Consider the following 22,637-nt stretch of genomic DNA (forward strand, 5'->3'; position numbering starts at 1 on the left):
GCCCAAATCACTCGACGTCGACCCAATCCAGCGTGCGCTGGACGGCTTTCTGCCAGCCGGCGTAGCCGGCGGACCGCTGCTCCTCACTCCACGTCGGGGACCAGCGCTTGCCCTCCTGCCAGTTGGCCCGCAGATCGTCGGGGTTCGCCCAGAAACCGGTGGCCAGGCCCGCGGCGTAGGCCGCCCCCAACGCAGTGGTCTCCGCGACAACGGGTTTCACCACATCAACGCCCAGGACATCGGACTGGATCTGCATGCACAGATCGTTGGCGGTGATGCCGCCGTCGACCTTCAAGACCTCGAGGTGCACACCGGAATCGGCTTCCATGGCGTCCACCACGTCACGGCTCTGGTAGCAGATGGCCTCCAGCGTGGCCCGGGCGACGTGTGCGTTGGTGTTGAACCGAGACAGTCCCACAATGGCCCCGCGGGCGTCCGAACGCCAGTACGGCGCAAACAATCCGGAGAAGGCGGGCACAAAGTACACCCCGCCGTTGTCGTCGACCTGACGCGCCAGTGCCTCACTCTGCGCGGCGCCGCTGATGATGCCGAGCTGGTCGCGCAACCACTGCACCGCCGAGCCCGTGACGGCGATCGAACCCTCCAGTGCATAAACAGGTTTCGCATCACCGAACTGATAACACACGGTGGTCAGCAGCCCGTTCTCGGAGCGGACGATCTTCTCGCCGGTGTTCAGCAGCAGGAAATTACCGGTGCCATAGGTGTTCTTGGCCTCGCCGGGTGCCAGGCAGACCTGGCCCACCATGGCCGCCTGCTGATCCCCGAGAATCCCGGTGACGGCCACCTCGCCGCCCACCGGGCCGGTTTCCAGGGTGTGGCCATACGGTTGCGGGGACGACGACGGCACGATGCGGGGCAGCATCTGACGCGGAATCCCGAAGAACGACAACAGTTCCTCGTCCCAGTCCAGCGTCTCCAGGTTCATCAGCATGGTGCGGCTGGCGTTGGTGACATCGGTGACGTGCACCCCGCCGCGGATGCCGCCGGTCAGGTTCCACACCACCCAGCTGTCGCTGGTGCCGAAGATCGCGTCCCCGCGTTCGGCGGCCTCACGCACACCGTCGACGTTCTCGAGGATCCACTGCACCTTGCCGCCGGAGAAGTAGGTCGCCGGCGGCAGCCCGGCCTTGCGGCGGATCACGTCACCGCGCCCGTCGCGATCCAGCGCCGAGGCGATCCGGTCGGTGCGCGTGTCCTGCCAGACGATCGCGTTGTAGTAGGGTCTGCCGGTTTTGCGGTCCCACACCAGCGCGGTCTCGCGTTGGTTGGTGATACCCAATGCCGCCAGGTCACCTGCCTGCAGGTTGGTCTTGTTGAGCACGGTGGTGAGCACCGAGGAGGTGCGTTCCCATATCTCGACGGGGTTGTGCTCGACCCAGCCCGCCTGCGGCAGGATCTGCTCGTGCTCGAGCTGATGGCGACCGATCTCGGCGCCGCTGTGGTCGAAGACCATGGCCCGCGTGCTCGTGGTGCCCTGATCGACCGAGATGACGAACTCTGACATAACGCTCCTTTCCCGCATCAATCACAACCGAGCACCGTCAAGCCTCGCACGTTACCGGCGCAGTCCGATCCCTGTCCGCGGTTTCCACTGCCGCGGCATCCAATTTCTCTCAGGCAGAACCGTATTGACGATCAACTCCAGGAGCGCAGCAGTGGCTCAGATGGCCTGGGCGCCGGCCTCTGCCACCGACACGTCCTGCTCGACGCTGCCTGCGCTGACGCCGACGGCCCCGATCACCACGTCATTGTCGGTGAGCAGCACACCGCCACCGAAGATCACCATGCCACCCGAGGTCTGCTCCAGCCCGTAGAGTTCGGCACCCGGCTGGCACAGCGGCATGAGCGCGCTGGTGGGTGCGTTCATCAGGATCGAGGTGCGGGCCTTGCGGATGGAGATGTCGATGCTGGCCTTGATGGCCCCGTCCATGCGAACGAACGCCACCAGATGACCACCGTCGTCGACCACCGCGATGTTCATCGGCTGGCCGATCTCGTTCGCCTTCGCGGTCGCGGCCTCCAGCACGGCCTGGGCGGCGGACAGGGTAATGGCGGTCATTGCCTAGCCTTTCGAAGAAATGGTGCTGCAACGTGTTTGGATGTTGCGAACTGAATACACAAGCGGTGTCGTCGATGATAGTGCGCACCGTCGGCAGAGACGATGGTTTCTCCCCGTTTCGGGCTCGGCCGGTCGCAGAGCCTATCCAAAAGCACACCTCTTGATCAGTATTTGCCGCTCATCCGGCCAGTAAGTGGGCGGGACCTCGCCAGAACACGGCTGCGGTGACGCGTATCACCCACAGACTTGCGACGCACGTTCGGTGATCCATCCGAACGAGAGCTCATCATGTCGGCCGCGAGAGAGGTTGCGTCAGTGTCGAATTTCGACATCTTCATCTGGGAGTTTCTCGGCACGACGATACTGTGCCTGCTCGGCAGCGGTTCGGTGTCCGCGGTGGTCCTGAAGAACTCGTATTCGCATGGTGGCGGCGGGGACTGGCTGATCATCGTGCTCGGCTGGGGCTTCGGTGTGTTCGCCGGTGCCAGTATCGCGGCCCCTTCGGGAGCGCATATCAATCCGGCGGTGACACTGGCGGTCGCGCTGTCCGGAGGAGTGCCCTGGGCGACGGTTCCGGTGTACTGGGCGGCCCAGGTATTGGGCGGCATCACGGGTTCCTCGCTTGCCTGGGCGGCATTCAAGCTGCAGTTCGACAACAACGGCGACAATTCGGGTACCCGCGGGATCTTCTGCACCTCACCAACTGTGCGTGACTTCCGCTGGAACCTGGTGACCGAGATCATCGCCACATTTGTGCTGATCATCTGGATCCTGACGAATCCGAGTGTCAACGAGGCCCTGGGTTATGCCGGCGTGACGTTCGTGATCATCACCATCGGCTTCGCGCTGGGCGGTCCCACGGGCTACGCGGTGAACCCCGCTCGCGACCTCGGACCACGCATCGCGTACTGGTTGCTGCCGATCAGGGACAAGGCCGGGCCGGACTGGGGATATTCGTGGGTTCCGGTGGTGGGGCCGCTCGCCGGTGCGGCACTGGCCGCCGGATTGGCGGCGGTCCTGCCCGTCGTCGCGTAGCACCATGGCCGTTGATCTCCGACATGACAGCGCCGAGGGCATCATCGCCCTCGGCGCTGTTTCGCGGGTGCCGGGTGCCGGGGTGACTGAAAGCAGCGCAGCTGCACCGGTTTCAGCCGGCGTTGAGCCTCACCCGGGAGTGCCGCACGGCATGTCCCGGGACAAAGCCGGCCACCGCACCGATCACCGTGGTGGCCGGGGGACCGATGCCCGCGGTGCGGGCCGCATCGGCGATGGTGTCGAGTCGGGCCCGGACCTCGCGCTGGCTCGGCAGGCTGCCGTCGGCGATCACCGCGGCCGGGGTGGCGCGGTCCAGCCCGCCCTCGATCAGAGCCCGGGTGATGGCGTCGAGGTTCGCCACGGCCATCATCAGGATGATCGTGGTGTTCGTCTGCGCCAGCGCCGCGTAATCGATTGTCGACTCGGGATGTTCAGGCGGCACGTGGCCGGAGATCACCGTGAAGCCCTGGGTGAGGCCGCGATGGGTGGCCGGGATCATCGCCGACGCCGGGGCGGCGATCGAGGAGCTCACACCGGGGATGACGTCGACGGCCACGCCTGCGCGCACACATTCGTCGACCTCTTCACCGCCGCGGCCGAAGACGAATCCGTCGCCGCCCTTGAGGCGGACGACGGTCTTGCCGTCGAGCGCGTGCCGGATCAGCAACGAGTTGATGTCGCTCTGCTCCACCCGGCGCCCGCCGGGAATCTTGGACGCATCGATGATGACGGCTTGGGGTGCGAGCTCGGCCAGCACACTCACCGGGGCGAGCCGGTCGGTGACGATGACGTCAGCACCGGCGAGCGCGTCCCGCCCGGCGATGGTGAGCAGGCGCGGGTCTCCCGGACCGCCGCCCACCAGGATCACTCTGCCGGCGGGACGGCGGTCCCGGTGCCCAGCACGGTGCTTCTCGACGGGTCCGATGCAGAACACCCCGCGTCGGCGCGCCTGCTCGGCGATCCAGCGGTCGAGGTGCTCCACCTCGGTGCACGCGAAAACCACTGCCACCGAGTCGATATCGGATCCCGAGAGCTCACGTCGATGCAGTGCCACGAGGTTCCTGGCGGCCAGATCCGACAGATAGGGCGTCGGTGCGGGTGACACCACCGTCACGATGGCGCCCGCGCGCACCAGCGCACCGGTGGTGGTCATGGCCCGGGCCGAGGATCCCGCCACCAGGACGGCGCGACCCGCGACCGGTAGCTCCACCGAGATCGCCCCGCTCATCGGGCCACCGTCACCGGGTAGTCGCCGGGAATCCCGGTGTTGCCCCGCAGAGCCGCGGAGATCAGCGCGGCGCGCCGGTGGACGCCGAACTTGTCCATGATGTTGTGCAGATGGAATTTCACCGTCGCTTCGGCGATGAACAGCCGGGTGGCGATGGTCCGGTTGTCGAGTCCCTCGATGAGCAGCAGCAGCACTTCGCGTTCCCGCCGGGTCAGCATCCGCGACTCGTCGATCTCGGTGTCGGCCGCGGTCGACCGGAGTTGCGCGATCAGCGCTTCGGCGCTGAAAGCGTCCAGCGCGGTCTGCCCTTCGATGACCTTGTGCACGGCGCGCAGCAGCTCGGTGGACGGTGAACGGCGATGCACCAGGGCGTCGGCACCGGCTTGGATCAGCTCGACCGCCTGAGTGGATGCGCAGCCGTCATCCATCACCGCGATCACCTTGGGCCGCGGATCCAGTTCGGCCAGCAACGGAGCAAGAGCCTGGCTGCGGTCCGTCCCGACCACGAGCAGGTCTGGTTGCACGGCACCCAAGCGCTCGGCCAGGCCGCTACCGTGCCGCAGCTCGCCGACCAGCTGGACAACGCCGACCTGCGACACGAGGTGAACGAGCCCGTGCCGCAGCAGCTCGTCATCCATCACGAAGACCGTGCGCAGCTTCCGCGGCGCCGCGAAAGTTCGCTGCAGGAGCGGGGTTTCGGCGGTTCGGGCGGTTTCGGGGCGTTGCGGGGCAGGACCGATCGGCGCACACCGCGTCTGTGACCAACCCATGATCGACTCCGTCCTGGCGAGTTAGCGGGGCGAATGCTAATGAGGCGTGCGTTGCAGTCACGTTGCAATGTGGTCAGATCGATCGACCTCAACTCGTGCGACTCACGACACTGCCAGCACGCAGTCCCCGCAGAGCCCGCCGGTGGGAGCCAGATAGAACAGGCAGCAACTGCGCCGGATGAACCGGCCCGGCTCGAAGCCGGCGGTGCCGGCCAGTGCTTCGGTGTCCAGCAGTGCCCGGATCAGCGCACGGCCCCGACCCTCATCGTGCGGCCGCGACATCGCCAGCACGGTCACGGCGCCGTTGGCGGCCGACACCACGTTCCCGGACATCACCGTGGGCGACAACCCCGTCGTCGCCCTCAACGCCTGGTCCAGGGGGTCGAGAACATCCGGTACCACGGAACAGGCGATCGCCTGGGCCGCTTCCACCGCAGTGCGCGCCTGCACCCATTCCGCGCCGGTGAGCCCGAATCGCGGGAAATGGTGCCCGGTGTCCTGCCAGACCAGGGAGTCGGCGGACAATTCCGGCACCGCGCCGGCAATGACGGCGGCAGCCACAGCCGGTGAGAGCAGCCGCGCGGCGACGCCCAGATGAAATGACGATGCCGCCACTCGCGGCGGAATGTCCCCGACGTCACAACGCATCGATTCGGCCATCGCCGTGCGCATGCGATCGACAAATCCGGAAAGCGTCGGGGGCTCGAAAAGGTGGGTCAGGTGTTGACCTTGCACATCGAATTCCGACAACGCGGTGAAGTATCCGCCGAGGCCGGCCAAAAGGGCCCGAATTTCGGCAGCCTCCACAGGTGTGAGCCGACGGTTCGGGCGGGCATCGGAAGCGTCCATGATGGGCCACGCTAACGCGATCGTGGGGCCCGTGCGGGCGGCTTCCCGCGTTCCTCTCCGAACGACGGGCGGGTTCGTGGCGTCGTTGCCCGCATTGCCGCAGACGGGGCGCACCCTGGCCGATCAGGCGCGCGTCGTGGGCTCTGAACTGCCCTTTCGGGTAGTGGCGCGAGCTGCAACGTTACTGCAACGTGACGCGAGCCACAATTGTGCCGCGCGTGACGACGTGTCCCGTTACGCCGACGTCGGGTGACCCAGTCGCCCCTCACCTCTGGAGCTGTGCATGACGCAACCGAACCTCGATCCCGCGGTGGACTATCCGTTGAGTGTCAACCGAAGGGATCTGCTTTCTACGCCCACCGGTAAATCAATCGACGACATCACCATGGCGGCTGTGGTCTCGGGTGATGTCCAGGCGACCGATCTGCGTATCACGCCGGACACGCTGCGCCTGCAGGCGCAGATCGCGGAAAAGGACGGCAGAAAGCAGCTGGGCGCGAATTTGCGGCGCGCTGCGGAAATGACCGCCATCAGTGACGAGCGGGTTCTCGAGATCTACAACGCATTGCGGCCCAATGCATCGACCAAGGCCGAACTCGACGCAATTGCCGAGGAATTGCAGACCCAATACAACGCCACCTTCCTGGCGGAACTGGTGCGGGAAGCGGCCGCGGTTTACGAGCGCCGCGACATTCTGGCGACGAGCGAATAGGAGTCATTTGTGACCGCCGAAGCAGTACACACCCCGGGCGCCGTGAACGGCGCCCGGCAGTCCGCCCGGACGCGCGCGCTGGAGGACCGCCCGGTCAACCTCGACGGTTTCGTCGAGGAATGGCCCGAAGTGGGCATGGTCGCCATGGACAGCGAGTTCGATCCCCAGCCCAGTGTCCGGGTGGAGAACGGCGTAATCGTCGAGATGGACGGTGTCGCACGCGCGGACTTCGATTTCATCGACCAGTTCATCGCCGATCGGGCGCTGGACGTCGAGACCACCGAACAGTCCATGGCGATCCCCGCGGAGGAGATCGCGCGGATGCTGGTGGATCCGGGGGTGACCCGCAAGGAGGTCATCGCCGTCACCAACGGCCTGACCCCGGCGAAACTGTTGGCAGTGGCCAAGAATCTGAACATCGTCGAGATCATGATGGGGATGCAGAAGATGCGTGCCCGACGAACCCCGGCCAATCAGGCGCACTGCACCAGCGCCAGGGACAATCCGCTGCAGGTCGCATGCGAGGCGGCCGAGGCGGCACTGCGCGGATTCTCGGAAGTGGAAACCACTTTGGGTGTGGTGCGCTACGCACCGCTGGTGGCGATGGCCCTGCAGATCGGTAGCCAGGTCAAAGTCGGCGGACCGTTGACCCAGTGCGCGCTGGAGGAGGCCACCGAACTGGATCTCGGTATGCGTGGCATCACCGGGTATGCCGAGACCATCTCGGTCTACGGCACCGAACCGGTGTTCGTCGACGGGGACGACACCCCGTGGTCGAAGTCCTTCCTGGCCGCGGCGTACGCCTCGCGCGGTATCAAGATGCGCTTCACCTCGGGTACCGGATCCGAGGTGCAGATGGGCAATGCACAAGGAAAGTCCATGCTGTACCTGGAGATTCGCTGCATCCTGGTGGCCAAGGGTGCCGGCGTCCAGGGCCTGCAGAACGGCTCGATCTCGTGCATCGGCGTACCGGGTGCGGTGCCTGCCGGTATCCGGGCGGTGGCCGCCGAGAACCTCATCGCCTCGGCTGTCGATCTGGAGTGCGCCTCGGGTAACGACCAGTCGTTCTCGCACTCAGCGATGCGCCGGACCGCACGGTTGATGCCGCAGATGATGCCGGGCACCGACTTCGTGTGTTCGGGTTACTCCGCAACGCCCAACTACGACAACATGTTCGCCGGCTCCAACGTCGACAGCGACGATTTCGACGACTTCAACACCATCCAGCGCGACCTGCAGATCGACGGCGGGTTGCGGCACGTCAAGGAGTCCGAGATCCTGGCGGCGCGTACGAAGGCGGGTAAGGCGCTGCAGGCGGTCTTCCGCTACCTGGATCTGCCGCCCATCACCGACGCCGAGATCGATGCCGCGGTGTACGCCAACGGCAGCCGCGAACTCCTGCCGCGCGATGTGCTCGAGGACCTCAAGGGCGCGCAGACGGTGATGGATCGCAACATCACCGGTCTGGATCTGGTCAAGGCGCTGGAGGCCACCGGCTTCACCGACATGGCTGAGAACCTGCTCAACGTTCTGCGGCAACGCATTTCGGGTGACCTGCTGCAGACCTCGGCCATCATGACCCCCTCGCTGGTGCCGCTGTCCGCGGTCAACGACGCCAACGACTACCACGGTCCCGGTACCGGTTACCGCCCGACGGGCGCCCGTTGGGAAGAGATGAAACGGCTGCGCCACGTGACGAGCGCGTCGAACCCCGAGGTGGAGGTGGAATGACCGTGTCGGCCCAGCTGCAAGACGATCAGCGAACGATTTCGTTCACCGAAGTCGGCCCCGCCGAACGGGGTAAACGATCCGACGAAGTGGTGATCGCGATCTCCCCGGGGTTCGGATCCCTGTTCAGCCAGACGATCATCGGGGTGCCGCTGGCGGATGTGATCCGTCAGATTCTCGCCGGTATCGAGGAGCAGGAGGTGGGTGCGCGATGCATCCGCGTGCAGAACAGTTCTGACCTCGCCTACATGGCACACACCGCGGCCAAGCTGTCGGGATCGGGTATCGGAATCGGGTTGCTGGCGCGCGGAACCTCGATGATCCACCAGCGCGACCTGCCGCGGCTGTCCAGCTTGGAGCTGTTCCCGCAGTGCCCGCTGCTGACGCTGGAGACCTACCGGTCCATCGGCTCCAACGCCGCGCAGTATGCCAAAGGCGAATCACCGCAACCGGTCCCGACTCTCAATGACCAGATGGCACGTCCACGGTGGCAGGCCAAGGCCGCGTTGCTGCACCTCAAGGAGACCGAACTGGTGCGCAAGAACGCCCGCCCGGTCGAGGTGGTACCTGAGTTCTCCACGGCGGCGGTCGGGTAGTCGGGGCGAGATTTGGTGCAGCGAACGGTCGTCGGCGTCGACATCGGCAACTCCACCACCGAGGCCAGTCTGGCCACGGTGGGCGCCTCGGGTGAGGTGGAGTACGTCGGTGCGGCGCTGACGCGCACCACCGGGATCAAAGGCACCGTCAAGAACGTCGACGGTGTCACGAAATCGGTGACATGGGCACTCGAGGACGCGGGCATTGCGCTGGCCGAGCTCGATCTGGTGCTCCTGAACGAGGCGACGCCGGTGATCAGCGGGCTCGCAATGGAAACCATCACCGAGACGATCATCACCGAATCGACGATGATCGGCCACGATCCCCGCACCCCGGGCGGACGGGGACTCGGAGTGGGCGTCATCGTCGACTTCGAGTCGCTCGCCGATGCGGGGGCGCAGACCCCGGTGATCGTGGTGGTGCCCAGAGGTGTCGATTTCGACGCGGTGGCCGCGGCGATCAACCAGGCCTGTGAGCGTGGCGCCGACGTGACCGGGGCGATCCTCGGCAACGACGATGCCGTGCTGGTGGCCAACCGGCTCACGGTCAAGATCCCGATCATCGACGAGGTGTCGCGCATCGATGCGGTGCCCCGGGGAATGATGGCCGCCGTCGAGGTGGCGGGTCCAGGTCAGTCCATTCGCACCTTGTCGAACGCCTACGGCCTGGCGACCATCTTCGGTCTGAATTCCGAACAGACGAAAGTGGTTTCGCCGGTGGCTCGGGCACTGACCGGTAACCGTTCGGCGGTGGTGGTGCGCACCCCTTCCGGGGACGTCGAAGACCGCACCATCCCCGCCGGAGCACTGAAACTGATCGGCCGGGACCGCAGCGCAACCGTCGACGTCTCACTCGGTGCCGCCGACATCATGGCCGAGGTGGACCGGGTCGGTCCGATGGTGGATGTCGTGGGGGAAGCCGGAACCAACACCGGCGGCATGATCGCCAACGTCCGGCAGAGCATGGCCGATCTGTCCAGACACGAGTTGGCCGACGTACGTATCCAGGATCTGCTGGCCATCGACACTCTGGTGCCCCAGGAAGTCAGAGGCGGCGTCGCCGGTGAGGTGGCGCTGGAGAACGCGGTGGCGCTCGCGGCGATGGTGCGGACCAAGGAAAGCGGCATGCAGGCCGTGGCCGATGCGGTGGCAGCGCAGCTGCGGCACGCCGGTGCCGAGCGGGTGGTGGTGAAAGTCGGTGGCGTCGAGGCCGAGATGGCGGTGCTCGGCGCGCTGACCACACCCGGCACCGACAAGCCTCTGGTGGTCCTCGATCTCGGCGGTGGCTCCACCGATGGCGCGGTGATCTCCCAGGACGGCCACATCGAGGCCACTCATCTGGCCGGCGCCGGTGACCTGGTGACCAAACTGATCGACGCCGAACTCGGGCTGGACAACCTCGAACTGGCCGAGGAGATCAAACGCTGCCCGCTGGGCAAGGCGGAGAGCTTCTTCCACGTGCGTCTCGAGAACGGGACCGTGCAGTTCTTCGAAAAGCCGCTGCCGGCAACATCCTTCGCCAGGGTGGTGACACTCAGCGAGTTCGAAGGCGGGATGAATCCCATCCCGACGCGGCACTCGCTGGAGCGGATCCGCGCTGTCCGTAGGACCGCCAAGGAGCGGGTCTTCGTGGTGAACGCCCTGCGGGCGCTGCGGAGCATCGCGCCCGACGGCGATCTGCGGCGGATCGGTTTCGTGGTGCTGCTCGGCGGTTGTGCGCTGGACTTCGAGATCCCGGACATGATTGCCGACGCGGTGGCCGCCTTCGGAATCGTCTGTGGCACCGGTAATGTGCGCGGCACCGAAGGGCCACGCAATGCGGTGGCCTCCGGTCTCGTGGCGGCGCACGCGGCGGGGGAGGGTGCACGTGCTTGAGGGTGGCCAGCCGGAGAAGCCTGCCATTCTGGTGCTCAGCCAGGGCGGCGGACAGCTCGAGAGCGAAGTGCTGGCCGGGATCGAAGAAGAAGGTGTCCCGGCGGTGGTCGAACGCCCGGGCGGCGGTCAGGACGCGATTGCGCTCGCCTGTCATGCCGCAGACCGGTCCTCGTTGAGTGTGGGAGTGGGGATCGACTCCGAAGGGCGGGTGTGTGTGCACCACGACAAACTTCCCGAACCGCTGGCAGAGCTGATGTCGCCGGCCGGGGCGGGAGCGGGCGCCGCCCGCATTCTCGGTCACAACGCCGCGCGCATCGTGGTGGGTGTACCCCTTCGCGCCGAAGGGCTTCCATGAGCGTGCAGCCACTGGCCCGCCCCGTGCACTGGGCGCCGGCGCACGCCGAGGAAGCCCGGATCCTGGACGACCTCAACCAGTCGATCAAGGTGCAACAGGCATTCCTGAACAGCTGTGGTGATGCGACGTGGATCGGTGACGAGGAACGGCGGGCCATCCGCTGGCTGTTGTCGGCGCTGATCGACCATCGGCGCCGGGTGCGCACGGCGGCGCGGTTGTGGCGGACGCTGGGTACCGATGAACCGGCGCCGTCCTGCCTGGTGGCCGAGACGGTCGAGTTGATCGACGAGAACCGGCGCTTCGGGCCGTTCATCGCACGATGGCGCGCGGCGGTGGTGGAGCAGGCCCGAACAGAGCGAAAAGATCTGTGGCGCAGCATGCTCGAGCTGGCCGAGGCGAATCTGGACGGCGGGAGGTGAACAGGGTTCCCTGACAATCGAGGTTTTCTCCCACGCGGCGCACACCCGGGCCTGTGTGCCGGGTGGCTGTCGTGTGTCCGGCGCACGGACGCGGACGGAATCAAGCCGGTGGGCCTGGGATTCGGGTTACGCTGGGCGGCCGTGGGTTATCGTCCGAGGGTGCGACCGATTGGGTATCCTGGCGGTCGCGGCGAGGTCCGGGGTGGAACTTCCCGGGTCATCGGGCGGACGCTGCGGGGAACGTGATCGCTGGTGGAGGTGTCGAAGTCATTGCGCAGCCGCACGATTAGACGCGGAAGTGTCGCACAGGTGCGCGCACTTCACGAACGCTTCGTCGCCGGGGACATGGATCCGTCCGGCCTGGACGCGGCCCGGATACGTCCGGAGATCGCCGCGAGCTGGCGTCGCAGCCTCGCCACAGGAGTCGACCCCGATTACGACGCAGCGCCGGACTCACCGGCCACATCCGACATCGCGGTGATGCGTGCGGCCAGCCCCCTGGCGCCGGCGTTGCCGGTGATCCAACGGTTGTTGGTCGATGACGCGGTGGATTCCGGTGTCGTGGTGGCAGTGACGGCGGCCGACGGCACCTTGCTGTGGGTCGAGGGTGACCCGCGCGCATGTCGTAAAGCGGGGGCCATGAACTTCGTCGCCGGTGCCGACTGGAGTGAGCGGGGCGCCGGCACCAACGCCCCGGGCACCGCCCTGGCGATGGACAGCGAACTGCAGATCCGTAGTTGGGAACACTTCTCGCGGATCGCGCAGCCATGGAGCTGCACTGCCGCGCCGGTGCACGATCCCACCACAGGGGCGCTACTCGGAGCCATCGATCTGACCGGCGGCCCCGATGCGGCCTCGCCGCAGACCCTGGCACTCGTCCGTGCCACCGCAGTGGCCGTCGAGAAGCACCTGGCGTGGCTGCGACTCGTCGAACCCGTCCGGAACGTGTCATCGATCGGTGACGCCCGGTTCGAGGTGTTGGGTGTCGACCGCCCACGCTGGCAGGTCACCGACGAGCACGGCCAGGTGAGGACCGTTCCGCTGGCGCCCCGGCACGCCGATATCCTGGTTCTGCTCAAACACCATCCCGAAGGTCTCGGGGCTGACCACCTGGCGCTGCTGCTGGACGACAAGGACCTCGACGTCGGCACCGTGCGAGCCGAGGTCTCCCGGATGCGGCGGGTGTTGCCGGGAATGGTCGGGTCGCGGCCGTACCGGCTGCTGCAGCCCGTCGAATGTGATCTGTCCGCGGTGCTCGACGCAGTGCAGGCCGGCGATGTGTCCACGGCGCTGGACCACTACACCGGCGCACTGTTGCCGCGTTCCCTCTCGCCGGGCATCGCGCGGCTGCGCACCGAACTGAGTACGACGCTGCGCACCGCGGTTGTCGCCACCCGCGACGTCATCCTGCTTCGCCGGTGGCTGGAACTGCCGGAGGGCCGCGACGACCGAGACGGCTGGCAACTACTGCACAACATGTCCGAAGTGGGATCGGTGAGCCGGGCCCAAGCCCGTGGACACCTGGTCGCACTGGACCTCGACCTGGGTTAGCCCGCTCGCTGAGAGCAGGAGAGCTATCCGAAAGTCGGGGAAAGCGGTTCAAGCATTTCCGATAGGGGCGGCTTTGCGATTTACTCGCCTCGATCGTCGTCGGCAACGCAGCCACAACGGTCCGCGCGATACGAGCACGAATGGAGCACAACGCAGAATGACGAGCTACGAAGAGCTGTACCGCGCGAGCATCGACGAGCCGGCCGCCTTCTGGGCGCGGGCCGCCGACGAGGTGACCTGGACCCGGGCCCCGCAGCAGGTACTCGATGACAGTCACCCCCCGCTGTACCGCTGGTTTCCCGACGGCGAACTCAACACGTGTGTGAATGCGCTGGACCGGCATGTCAACGGAGGGCGCGCCGAGCAGTCCGCGCTGATCTACGAATCACCGGTGACGGGGTCGCAGCGTAGGTACACCTACCGCGAACTGCTGGACGAGACAGCACGTTTCGCCGGTGTGCTGCGCAATCTCGGTGTCACCAAGGGTGACCGGGTGGTGATCTACATGCCGATGATCCCCGAGGCGGTCATCGCGATGCTGGCGTGTGCCCGCATCGGCGCGGTGCACTCGGTGGTGTTCGGGGGATTCGCCGCCCACGAGCTGGCGACCCGGATCGACGACGCCCAGCCGGTGGTACTGGTGTCGGCGTCGTGCGGTATCGAGCCCAGCCGCGTGGTGCCGTATCAGCCGATGATCGACGCCGCGCTGGCCGCGTCGACGCATCCGCCCCGCCATACCGTCATCGTCCAGCGCGACCAGTTGCGGGCCGACCTGACCGCCGGACGCGACGTGGACTGGCACGAGGCGATGGCGTCCGCCGAGCCCGCCGACCCGGTGCCGGTTGCCGCCACCGACCCGCTGTACGTGCTCTACACCTCGGGTACCACCGGTAAGCCGAAGGGCATCGTGCGCGACAACGGTGGCCACGCGGTGGCCCTGCTGTGGACCATGCGCCACATCTACGACATCGAGCCGGGAGACGTCTTTTGGGCCGCCTCGGATGTGGGTTGGGTGGTCGGCCATTCCTACATCGTGTACGCGCCGCTGTTGGCCGGTGCGACGACGGTGCTTTACGAGGGCAAGCCCGTCGGCACTCCCGACCCCGGTGCGTTCTGGCGGGTCATCGCCGAGCATGGCGTCAAGGTGTTGTTCACGGCGCCGACGGCCATCCGGGCGATCCGCAAGGAGGACCCGACCGCGGCCCATGTGGAGCGCTACGACCTGAGTGGCCTGCGGTACCTGTTCCTGGCCGGTGAGCGGTTGGATCCCGACACCTACCACTGGGCTTCCGAAAAGCTGGGAATCCCGGTGATCGACCACTGGTGGCAGACCGAGACCGGCTGGCCCATCGCCGCCAACCCTGCGGGGGTGGAGCTGCTGCCGATCAAGGCCGGCTCACCCACGGTGCCGATGCCGGGTTATGACCTCGAGGTCCTCGACCCGTACGGAAAGCCTTGCGGCCCAGGGGAGGAGGGGTCGGTGTGCCTGAAGATGCCGCTGCCGCCGGGAACCCTGGCGACGCTGTGGGGTGATGACAGCCGTTATGAGAAGTCGTACCTGAGTGCTTTCCCCGGTTACTACCTCAGCGGTGACGGTGGTTATGTCGACGAGGACGGCTACCTGTTCGTGATGGGCCGCACCGACGACGTCATCAACGTTGCCGGACACCGCTTTTCGACGGGCGCCATCGAAGCGGTGCTGGCCTCGCATCCCGCGGTGGCCGAATGCGCGGTGATCGGTGTCGCCGACGAGATCAAGGGGCAGGTGCCGCGCGGATTCGTGGTGCTCAAGGCCAACGCCGAGGCCGACGGTGTGGAAGCGGCGCTGATCGCCACCGTACGCGACGAGATCGGGCCGGTGGCCTCGTTCAAATTGGTCGATGTGGTGCCCGCGCTGCCGAAGACCCGCTCCGGCAAGATCCTGCGGAAGGCGATGCGCAACATCGCACACGGGGTGGACGAAGCGGTGCCGTCGACCATCGAGGACCCCGCCGTGTTGCACGCGTTGCGCCCGGTGCTGGAGAACTGACGCCCTGAGTCACTTTCGGGTGCAGTACTGACTTCAACCTGGGCTCGCGTCGCCAGACCGGCGGGACTGGAGCCTCGCCCGGGCCGTTGTGCCCGCCTGGGCGCGACAATCGAGCGACAGTAAAAGGGTTCTGCGGCTTACCTTTTCGTGAAGGTTTTTGTCGGTGGTGGTCGGTATGGTCGGGGCATGTTCCCCCAGTTACCGACGATGATCGACGAGTTGCGAGGTGGCAGTGCTGCCGCCCCGGTCGTCGATGCCGCGGTGAGCTGGGCTCGGGTGGCCGCCGCCGCGGAAGCACAGCGGTTGGCGGCGCTGGCCGAGTGGGCAGCGGTGTTCCTGGCCGACGCCGCCGAGGACGAGGACGCCGGTTTGTGTGCCATCGACGCCGAAGACGATGTGGTGGCCCAGATGGGGATCGCGTTCGGCATCTCGGCGCGCTGGGCGTTCAACGATCTACAAGTCGGCGCGGCGATGCGGGACCGCTTCCCCCAACTCGCCGCCCTGTTCCACCGTGGGGAAATCTCCGCGCGGGTGATGGCCACCGTGGTGGAACGCACCCTACTGGTGGTCGATGACGAGGCTCTGGCCGCCATCGACGCCGCGTGTGTCGAGGCGGCCACCACGTGCGGGTGGAGCGGGCTGTCGTACTACAAACTGAAGAACGCCGTCGATGTGTGGGTCGAACGGTTCGACCCGGATGCGGTGCGGCGGGTCCGTAACACCGTCCGCGGGCGTGGGGTCACCGTGGAGCACACCGATGACAAGGCCGGCATCACCACCCTCACGTTGCGGTTGACCAAACCCGGCGGCGCCCTGCTGATGGGCAGACTGCGCACCATGGCCAAAGCGGTGTGCCCCAATGATCCCCGCACGCTGGACCAGCGGCTCGCCGACGCCGCCGAAGCCCTCGGCGCCGATGCCGATCACCTGAAATGCCTGTGCGGCTCTGAGATCTGCCCCGCGGCCGTCGAGGACGGGGTGGCGTCGCGGTTCGTGGTGCACATCTACGCCGAGGCCCCTGCGCTGGAGGGTGACCCCGATCCGCTGATCCACGGCGACGGCGTGTTCCCCACCGGCCCCACCAACGTCACCATCACATACCCCACCAAGGACACCAAGCCTGCGGCTGCGGAGGTCGACCAGTCCGAGGCCGCCGATCCGCCCGACGAGCCGACCCCGAACGCACAGACCGACACCGATCACGACGCTCAGGGGACCGCCGCCGAAACCGGACCCGACTCCGGCCAGCAGCCGCACTCCTCTCCGCCGCGGCACTGCGCGGCTCCTACCGCCGGCGAAACCACTCACGCAGGCGCGGCGGTAACCGAGACGGATGAGCCCGAGTCAGAGCCCGCTGCTGCGACAACGCCAGCGGCTGACGAAACCATTTCCGCCCCAACGGCTCCCAAGACGGGCACGGTGCCGGGGTTCATCCCCGGCTACGGGGTGGTGCCGAATGCGTTGATCGCGGCCCTGATCGCCGCCGGCGCAAAGATCCGTCCCATCAAGGCCCCGGCGGTCGATCCGACCGAGAGCTACCGCATCCGCGCCGCGGACCGCGAATTCGTACAAGCCCGTGACCTGACCTGCCGGGTTCCGGGTTGCGATCGCCCCATCCGCGACGCCGACCTCGACCACACCATCCCCTGGGGTGACGGCGGGCCCACCCATGCCTCCAACCTCAAGGGCCACTGCCGCCATCACCACCTGATCAAAACCTTCCGCGACGGCTGGTCCGAAGTCCAAAAACCCGACGGCACCGTCATCTTCACCACCCCCACCGGCCACACCTACACCAGCATCCCGCTGAGCCGAATCCTGTTCCCCCGGGTGAACACCACTTCGGCGCCGGTGCAGCGGGGCAGCCCGAGAAAAGAAGCGGCCGCCGACAAGTCGGTGAAGATGCCGAAACGAAAACGCACCAAGGCCAAAGACCGCGCCTACCGCATCGCCGCAGAGCGCGCACTCAACGCTGCCCACCGCGCCAGCGGTGGCACCCCCACCCACCGCGCGGCCGCCCCCAAAGACAACTGGGGCTACCGCCTCTTCTTCGGAGACCACACCCAAAACGCCGACCCCAACGACCCGCCGCCCTTCTGACCTGAACGGCGAGCTTGCCAGAAACTAGCGCGGCGTGTAGCGCTCCTGGTGCACAACGGTGTGCACAGGAGCGCGTCCGCGCCACCCGTAGCGCTCCAGATCCGGGGTGTCGGGCAGGTCGGCCACCTGACCCACGCACAGCCACGCGACCGGGCGCACGTGTGCCGGCATGCCGACCAGGGCGCGCAAGTATTCCTCGCGGTAGAACGAAACCCAGCCCACCCCAAGGTTTTCCGCCGTAGCGGCCAGCCACAGATTCTGGATCGCGCACACCACCGAATACAGGCCGGCGTCGTCGATGGCGTGCCGTCCCAGCACGTGGGGGCCACCTCGAGTGGGGTCGTAACCCACCACGATCCCCAGCCCGGACTCGCAGATGCCCTCGACCTTGATGCGCGCGAAGGTCTCTGCGCGCTCCTCGGGCAGCGAAGAGGCGAATACCTGGCGTTCGACGGCTACGTGGTCACGGAAGGCCGCCAGCGTCTCCGGTGAGCGGACCAGGACGAAATCCCACGGCTGCGACATGCCCACCGACGGCGCGGCGTGGGCGGCGGACAGGACCCGGTCGAGCACGTCAGCAGCCACCGGTTGGCCGGTGAACTCCCGGCGGGTGTCGCGGCGACGGTGGATGATGTCGTAGAGGCCGGCGGTGGCATGCTGTGCCGGAGCGCTCACAGGCGGCCGCCCACGTGTGTGCGGGTGCGGTCGCGCTGAGGATCGTAGAGGTGACTGTCGCCGGCGCAGCTGTCCGGGCGCGTCGCCAGGGCCCGGCCCACCAGAATGACTGCGGCCTGGCGTAATCCGGCCTCGTCCACCTGGTCGGCGATATCGGCGACGGTGCCACGCAGGACGACCTCGGAGGGTTGTGAGGCGCGGTAGACCACGACGACGGGGCAGTCCAGCCCGTATGACGGTGCCAGTTCGGTCATCAGCTCGCGGGTGCGGGTGATGGCCAGGTGCAGCACCAGGGTGGCCTGGGTGGCCGCGAAGGCCGCCAGTGATTCGGACTCCGGCATGGCCGTCGAGCGCTGCTGGGTGCGGGTGAGCACCACCGACTGTGTGACCAACGGGACGGTCAGTTCCCGGCCCACCCGCGCGGCGGCCGCGGCGTAGGCGGGCACCCCCGGTGTCACCGCCCACGGCACGCCTGCGGCGTCGAGGCGGCGGGTCTGCTCGGACACCGCGCTGAAGATCGTCGGATCGCCGGATACCAGGCGCACCACCCGTTTCCCGGCTTGATGCGCGGTGACGATCCGGGCGATGATCGCATCCAGGTCGAGATCCTGAGTGTCCACCAGATCGGCTGTCGGGGAACAGCTCTCGAGGACCGCGGGGTCGAGGTAGGTGCCCGGGTAGAGCACCGTGTCGGCCTCGCCGAGCAGTCGCACCGCGCGGACGGTCAGCAGGTCGGCAGCACCGGGTCCCGCGCCGACGAACTGCACCGGCGAGTTCACCGGACCCACCGCGGTGTCCAGACCCGGCCTGCGTCGGTGACCCGGGTCGACGAGGCGCCGATCAGCAGCAGGCACTTCATGTCGATGGTGTCGGTGTCCAGCTCGCCGAGCGTGGTGACGGTCAGCGATTCCTCGGCGCGGCCCACGTCGCGACCGATGGTCACCACAGTGTCGGCACTTCGGTGTTCCAGCAACACTTTACGGGCGACGGCGATCTGGTCCGGGCGGGTGCGGGAGGCGGGGTTGTAGATGGCGAGCACCAGGTCGGCCTCGGCGATCGCGCGCAGGCGGGCCTCGATGACCGACCAGGGTTTGAGCCGGTCGGACAGGCTGACGACGGCGAAGTCCGCGCCGATCGGTGCGCCGGCGCGGGCCGCGACGGCCTGGACGGCGGACACGGCGGGCAGCACCCGCACCGGTACATGGGCGAATTGGGGATCGTCGGCGGCTTCGAACACCGCCGAGGCCATCCCGAAGACGCCTGCGTCGCCGCCGGACACCACGGCCACCTTCTCGCCGCGACTCGCCAGATCCAGTGCGAAGCGGGCGCGGTCCACTTCGACGGTGTTGCCGGATGCGTGCCGCTGCAAGCCTTCTCGCTGCGGCACCCGGGAGACGTAGGGGGCGTAACCGACCACGTGGTTCACCTCGGCCAGCGCGGCGGTGGCCTCGGGGGTCAGCCAGTCCTGCGGGCCGGGACCCAAGCCGATGACCAGAAGTTCGGCGGCGGTCTCCACGCTGGGCGTCGCGACTTCTGCGACCAGTTCACCGGGGCGCCGGGTGCGCTGCCCGTTGACCGAATCGCCGTTGACGACGATCAGTGACAGGTAGGGCACCGAAGCTTCGTCGACGTCGGCCACCGGCATCCACCGCTGTTCGGGATGGCTGGCGCGTTCGATGTACATCGCGTGCGCCAGCCGCCCGGCCGACGCAAGTGCCCGGCGCACCGCCGGAAAGGTGCGGCCCAGTTTCATGATGATGGCACCGTCTGTGTCAGCGAGGCGGCGCGCGAGCTCGGCCTCGGGCAGCGTGCCCGGCAGGACGGTCAGGACATCGGTCTGGCGGACCAGGGGTGAGGCGGTGGCGGCGGTGGCGGCGACGAATGCGGGCACACCGGGAACCACCTCGGTGGGGTAGTCGGCGCTGAGCCGGTCGTGCATGTACATGTACGAGCCGTAGAAAAGCGGGTCGCCCTCGGCCAGCAGTACCACGGACCGGCCTGCGGCCAGGTGGGTGGCCAACCGGGCGGCCGACTCCTCGTAGAAATCGGCGAGCGCGCCGGCGTAGCCGCCGGGGTGATCGGTGGTTCCGGTGGTGACGGGGTAGCGCAGTTCCTCTTCGATCACCCCGTCGCGAATCAGGTCGGCGGCGATGCTGCGCGCATAGGACCTCTTGTTGACCCCCGCGTGGTAGGCCACGACGTCGGCCTCACCGATGAGCCGGGCAGCCTTGAGGGTGATCAGCTCGGGGTCGCCGGGTCCCAGTCCGACGCCGTAGAAGCTGCCGGTCATTCTGCCTCCGAGGCCAACGCGTTGAGTGCCGATGACGTCATCGCCGAGCCGCCGAGCCGGCCGCGGATGGTCACGTACGGAATGTCGATGCCGTGGTCGTCGGCGAACGAGATCAGCGCCTCCTTGGACTCTGCGGCCCCGATGAATCCAACGGGGCAGCCGACGATGGCCGCGGGCCGGGGAGCGCCGTCGAGCAGCATCTCCAGCAGGTGGAACAGTGCGGTGGGGGCGTTGCCGATCGCGATGACGGCGCCGTCCATCAGGGGTTCCCACAACGAGACCGCGGCGGCGGTGCGGGTGGTGCTCCAGGCCCGCGCCAGGGCGGGCACCCGCTCGTCGTGCAGGAAGCAGTGCACGGCGTTGCCGGCGGGCAGCCGGCTCGCGGTGACGCCGGTGGCCACCATCTGGGCGTCACACAGAATAGGCGCGCCCGCGGCGAGCGCGGTGCGGCTGGCCGACACCACATCGGGATGAATCGCCAAGTCCTTCACCAGGTTCGGCTGGCCGGTGCCATGGATCATCCGCACCGCGAGCTTCTCGGCCTCGGCCGGGATGGCCGACAGATCGGCCTCCCGGCGAATCGTCGCGAACGAATCGACGTAGATGGCCGGCCCGTCATCGATGTAGTCGTAGCGCTTGGTGGGACGCGTCAGCTGGTCGGCGGCTCTGGTCATCGTTTCTCCTCCGATGGGACGAATATGCCGTGCCAGGGGGTGACGACGACGGTGGCGGCATGACTGTCGATGCGCTCAAGTAATGCCTCGGTCTGCACAGGGTGGAGTATGCCGTCAGGCACATGCACGTGGATACCACCGTCGACGTTGCCATGACGTAGCGGGGCGGCCGGCAGCGGCAGGCGTCGGTCCGGGGTCGCCGGAGTGCGCAGTGGTCCGGTGAGCTCACGCAGGTGCCACGGCGCTTCGGCGCCGGCGCCCCTGGCTCGCAGGAACGCGGTGGCGAGACCGGCCAGGTGCAGGGCGGCCTCGTCCAGGGGCACCACTTCACCCCAGTGATCACCGATCCGCAGCTGCCCTGCCCGGTGGTCGAGGGCGACCAGTCCCAGGTCGGTTCCGCGCCGTCCGGCCCCCGTCAGGCGGGTCATCAGGTCCCCGCGGCCGTCGTCGAGGGTGAACAGGAAGCGTCCGGGCAGCTGGGCCAGCGCCGGATCGGCGCGCAGCGCGGCATCGAGACGCTGGGCCACCGGGCGCAGATCGGCCCGTCCGCCGGCGTAACCGGTCTGCGGTGAGGCCAGGATGTTGCGTACCAGTTCGTGCGTGGCCGACGGCAGAAGCCCCGTCGACTCCAGCGCGGACAGGGCCGGCGGTGTCAGCCGGTCGTCCCCGGGCAGCCCGCGGATCTGGAGATTGGCGCGGGTGGTCAGGTGGATTCGCCCGTCGGCGTACACCTGACTGACCTCCAGGAGGCGGCGTAGCGCGCCGACCGGCAGGTGGCCGCCGACCAGCCGCAGCCGGACCAGAAGTCCGTCGTCGGCCCGCCACGGCCGGCACGCACCGGGGCACATGTCGGCGCGAGTGCGGGTGATCGTCGACGTCGCCTCGGCAGACGCGTCGGCTGAACCGACTTGAGTCATATTCACCTCCCGGATGTTGCGCAGGTCACCCTACTGTACCTATGGTAGAACCACGCTGTGGTCAACCAAGCGTCGGCTTGAGGCTCCGCGTCGGAGCCCGCGAGCGAGCGGCCCTGCCATCCATCTCCTGGAGGACTTTATGTCGACGTCGGTGACAGTGGCCGGGGACCTCCTGCCATGGTGAACCTCACCCGCATTTACACCCGCACCGGCGATGGCGGCAGCACGCGCCTGGGCGATATGAGTGAGACCTCCAAACTCGACACCAGGCTGGAGGCCTACGCGACCGTCGACGAGACGAACGCGCACATCGGCGTCGCGCTGGCCGTCGGCGACCTCGACGATGACGTCGCCGCCGTCCTGATCCACGTGCAGAACGACCTCTTCGACGTCGGTGCCGACCTCAGCACGCCGGTGGTGGCCAACCCGAAACATCCCCCGCTACGGGTCACGCAGGAGTATGTGGACCGGCTCGAAAAGTGGTGCGACCACTACAACGACCAGCTCGAACCGCTGCGGTCGTTCATCCTCAACGGCGGCTCGCCGGCGGCGGCCCATCTGCACGTCGCGCGGACCGTCGCCCGTCGTGCCGAACGCGCGGCCTGGGCCGCCCGCGCCGAGCACGGCGACACGATGAACCGCCTGACGCTGACCTACCTGAATCGCCTGTCGGATCTGCTTTTCATCTTCGCGCGCTACTGCAACCGCGAGCACGGTGACGTGCTGTGGGTGCCCGGCGGCGCCCGCATCTGAG

General features: G+C 67.6%; 21 protein-coding genes. 11 read left to right on the top strand and 10 right to left on the bottom strand.

Annotation, left to right across the window (positions count from 1 at the left end):
• Positions 1-7: 7 nt before the first annotated feature.
• Entirely contained in the window at positions 8-1,525 is a 1,518-nt protein-coding gene (glpK, locus tag NL241_RS09605; protein ID WP_494397392.1) for a glycerol kinase GlpK, read from the bottom strand.
• A gap of 156 nt (positions 1,526-1,681) precedes the next feature.
• Complete coding sequence (locus tag NL241_RS09610) at positions 1,682-2,080, bottom strand: GlcG/HbpS family heme-binding protein (protein ID WP_487691241.1); 399 nt, start codon at positions 2,078-2,080, stop codon at positions 1,682-1,684.
• A 315-nt stretch (positions 2,081-2,395) separates the two neighbouring features.
• On the opposite strand from NL241_RS09610, the gene NL241_RS09615 reads away from it, so the two are divergent.
• Positions 2,396-3,115: an MIP/aquaporin family protein gene (locus NL241_RS09615; protein WP_487691243.1), complete on the top strand. Its 720-nt coding sequence runs from the start codon at positions 2,396-2,398 to the stop codon at positions 3,113-3,115.
• A gap of 112 nt (positions 3,116-3,227) precedes the next feature.
• On the opposite strand, the gene cobA is transcribed toward NL241_RS09615, so the two are convergent.
• From cobA to NL241_RS09630, 3 genes are all read right to left on the bottom strand, one after another.
• Positions 3,228-4,343: a uroporphyrinogen-III C-methyltransferase gene (gene cobA, locus NL241_RS09620; RefSeq protein WP_494397393.1), complete on the bottom strand. Its 1,116-nt coding sequence runs from the start codon at positions 4,341-4,343 to the stop codon at positions 3,228-3,230.
• Positions 4,340-5,113, bottom strand: coding sequence for a LuxR C-terminal-related transcriptional regulator (locus tag NL241_RS09625; protein ID WP_487691247.1), 774 nt, complete (start codon positions 5,111-5,113; stop codon positions 4,340-4,342). Before NL241_RS09625 ends, cobA begins: the two co-directional genes overlap by 4 nt.
• 102 nt (positions 5,114-5,215) lie before the next feature.
• Positions 5,216-5,962: a (2Fe-2S)-binding protein gene (locus NL241_RS09630; RefSeq protein ID WP_494397394.1), complete on the bottom strand. Its 747-nt coding sequence runs from the start codon at positions 5,960-5,962 to the stop codon at positions 5,216-5,218.
• A gap of 283 nt (positions 5,963-6,245) precedes the next feature.
• Here NL241_RS09630 and NL241_RS09635 point away from each other — a divergent pair, with 283 nt between their 5' ends.
• From NL241_RS09635 to NL241_RS09675, 9 genes are all read left to right on the top strand, one after another.
• Entirely contained in the window at positions 6,246-6,674 is a 429-nt protein-coding gene (locus NL241_RS09635; RefSeq protein ID WP_487691251.1) for a diol dehydratase small subunit, read from the top strand.
• A gap of 9 nt (positions 6,675-6,683) precedes the next feature.
• Positions 6,684-8,405: a propanediol/glycerol family dehydratase large subunit gene (locus tag NL241_RS09640; protein WP_487691252.1), complete on the top strand. Its 1,722-nt coding sequence runs from the start codon at positions 6,684-6,686 to the stop codon at positions 8,403-8,405.
• Positions 8,402-8,998 (top strand): propanediol/glycerol family dehydratase medium subunit, encoded by a 597-nt coding sequence (locus tag NL241_RS09645; RefSeq protein WP_487691254.1) that lies wholly within the window; start codon positions 8,402-8,404, stop codon positions 8,996-8,998. The genes NL241_RS09640 and NL241_RS09645 overlap by 4 nt, the downstream gene beginning before the upstream one ends.
• A 15-nt stretch (positions 8,999-9,013) precedes the next feature.
• Positions 9,014-10,873, top strand: coding sequence for a diol dehydratase reactivase subunit alpha (locus NL241_RS09650; protein WP_494397395.1), 1,860 nt, complete (start codon positions 9,014-9,016; stop codon positions 10,871-10,873).
• Positions 10,866-11,228, top strand: a complete 363-nt coding sequence (locus NL241_RS09655) for a glycerol dehydratase reactivase beta/small subunit family protein (protein ID WP_487691258.1) — start codon at positions 10,866-10,868, stop codon at positions 11,226-11,228. Before NL241_RS09650 ends, NL241_RS09655 begins: the two co-directional genes overlap by 8 nt.
• On the top strand, positions 11,225-11,647 hold the full coding sequence (locus NL241_RS09660) for a hypothetical protein (protein WP_487691260.1): 423 nt from the start codon (positions 11,225-11,227) through the stop codon (positions 11,645-11,647). The genes NL241_RS09655 and NL241_RS09660 overlap by 4 nt, the downstream gene beginning before the upstream one ends.
• 309 nt (positions 11,648-11,956) lie before the next feature.
• Positions 11,957-13,198: a GAF domain-containing protein gene (locus NL241_RS09665; protein WP_494397396.1), complete on the top strand. Its 1,242-nt coding sequence runs from the start codon at positions 11,957-11,959 to the stop codon at positions 13,196-13,198.
• On the top strand, positions 13,161-15,227 hold the full coding sequence (locus NL241_RS09670; RefSeq protein WP_487691262.1) for a propionyl-CoA synthetase: 2,067 nt from the start codon (positions 13,161-13,163) through the stop codon (positions 15,225-15,227). The genes NL241_RS09665 and NL241_RS09670 overlap by 38 nt, the downstream gene beginning before the upstream one ends.
• Positions 15,228-15,413: 186 nt before the next feature.
• Complete coding sequence (locus NL241_RS09675) at positions 15,414-17,327, top strand: HNH endonuclease signature motif containing protein (RefSeq protein WP_494397397.1); 1,914 nt, start codon at positions 15,414-15,416, stop codon at positions 17,325-17,327.
• Positions 17,328-17,351: 24 nt separating this feature from the next.
• Here NL241_RS09675 and bluB read toward each other — a convergent pair whose 3' ends face one another.
• From bluB to NL241_RS09700, 5 genes are read right to left on the bottom strand one after another with little or no spacing between them, the layout of a single operon-like run.
• Positions 17,352-18,002 (bottom strand): 5,6-dimethylbenzimidazole synthase, encoded by a 651-nt coding sequence (gene bluB, locus NL241_RS09680; protein WP_494397398.1) that lies wholly within the window; start codon positions 18,000-18,002, stop codon positions 17,352-17,354.
• Entirely contained in the window at positions 17,999-18,781 is a 783-nt protein-coding gene (gene cobM, locus NL241_RS09685; protein ID WP_494397399.1) for a precorrin-4 C(11)-methyltransferase, read from the bottom strand. Before cobM ends, bluB begins: the two co-directional genes overlap by 4 nt.
• Positions 18,778-20,292 (bottom strand): precorrin-2 C(20)-methyltransferase, encoded by a 1,515-nt coding sequence (locus NL241_RS09690; RefSeq protein ID WP_494397400.1) that lies wholly within the window; start codon positions 20,290-20,292, stop codon positions 18,778-18,780. Before NL241_RS09690 ends, cobM begins: the two co-directional genes overlap by 4 nt.
• Positions 20,289-20,966 carry a precorrin-8X methylmutase gene (locus NL241_RS09695; RefSeq protein ID WP_494397401.1) on the bottom strand — a complete coding sequence of 226 codons (678 nt, stop codon included), beginning with the start codon at positions 20,964-20,966 and terminating at the stop codon, positions 20,289-20,291. Before NL241_RS09695 ends, NL241_RS09690 begins: the two co-directional genes overlap by 4 nt.
• Positions 20,963-21,883, bottom strand: a complete 921-nt coding sequence (locus NL241_RS09700; protein ID WP_494397402.1) for a ferredoxin-like domain-containing protein — start codon at positions 21,881-21,883, stop codon at positions 20,963-20,965. The genes NL241_RS09695 and NL241_RS09700 overlap by 4 nt, the downstream gene beginning before the upstream one ends.
• Before the next feature lie 177 nt (positions 21,884-22,060).
• Here NL241_RS09700 and NL241_RS09705 point away from each other — a divergent pair, with 177 nt between their 5' ends.
• The gene (locus NL241_RS09705) at positions 22,061-22,636 is read left to right on the top strand and encodes a cob(I)yrinic acid a,c-diamide adenosyltransferase (RefSeq protein WP_487691276.1); all 576 of its coding nucleotides are present in this window, start codon (positions 22,061-22,063) and stop codon (positions 22,634-22,636) included.
• Position 22,637 lies beyond the last annotated feature (1 nt).

This window comes from Mycolicibacterium sp. SMGY-1XX (assembly GCF_059132455.1).

Bases quoted from the DNA above. Each gene is read 5' to 3' on its own strand.
- NL241_RS09610 (WP_487691241.1), bottom strand. From the start codon at position 2,080: ATGACCGCCATTACCCTGTCCGCCGCCCAGGCCGTGCTGGAGGCCGCG.
- NL241_RS09675 (WP_494397397.1), top strand. From the start codon at position 15,414: ATGTTCCCCCAGTTACCGACGATGATCGACGAGTTGCGAGGTGGCAGT.
- NL241_RS09625 (WP_487691247.1), bottom strand. From the start codon at position 5,113: ATGGGTTGGTCACAGACGCGGTGTGCGCCGATCGGTCCTGCCCCGCAA.
- glpK (WP_494397392.1), bottom strand. From the start codon at position 1,525: ATGTCAGAGTTCGTCATCTCGGTCGATCAGGGCACCACGAGCACGCGG.
- NL241_RS09630 (WP_494397394.1), bottom strand. From the start codon at position 5,962: ATGGACGCTTCCGATGCCCGCCCGAACCGTCGGCTCACACCTGTGGAG.
- NL241_RS09705 (WP_487691276.1), top strand. From the start codon at position 22,061: ATGGTGAACCTCACCCGCATTTACACCCGCACCGGCGATGGCGGCAGC.
- NL241_RS09660 (WP_487691260.1), top strand. From the start codon at position 11,225: ATGAGCGTGCAGCCACTGGCCCGCCCCGTGCACTGGGCGCCGGCGCAC.
- NL241_RS09645 (WP_487691254.1), top strand. From the start codon at position 8,402: ATGACCGTGTCGGCCCAGCTGCAAGACGATCAGCGAACGATTTCGTTC.
- NL241_RS09635 (WP_487691251.1), top strand. From the start codon at position 6,246: ATGACGCAACCGAACCTCGATCCCGCGGTGGACTATCCGTTGAGTGTC.
- NL241_RS09695 (WP_494397401.1), bottom strand. From the start codon at position 20,966: ATGACCAGAGCCGCCGACCAGCTGACGCGTCCCACCAAGCGCTACGAC.
- NL241_RS09700 (WP_494397402.1), bottom strand. From the start codon at position 21,883: ATGACTCAAGTCGGTTCAGCCGACGCGTCTGCCGAGGCGACGTCGACG.
- cobA (WP_494397393.1), bottom strand. From the start codon at position 4,343: ATGAGCGGGGCGATCTCGGTGGAGCTACCGGTCGCGGGTCGCGCCGTC.
- NL241_RS09690 (WP_494397400.1), bottom strand. From the start codon at position 20,292: ATGACCGGCAGCTTCTACGGCGTCGGACTGGGACCCGGCGACCCCGAG.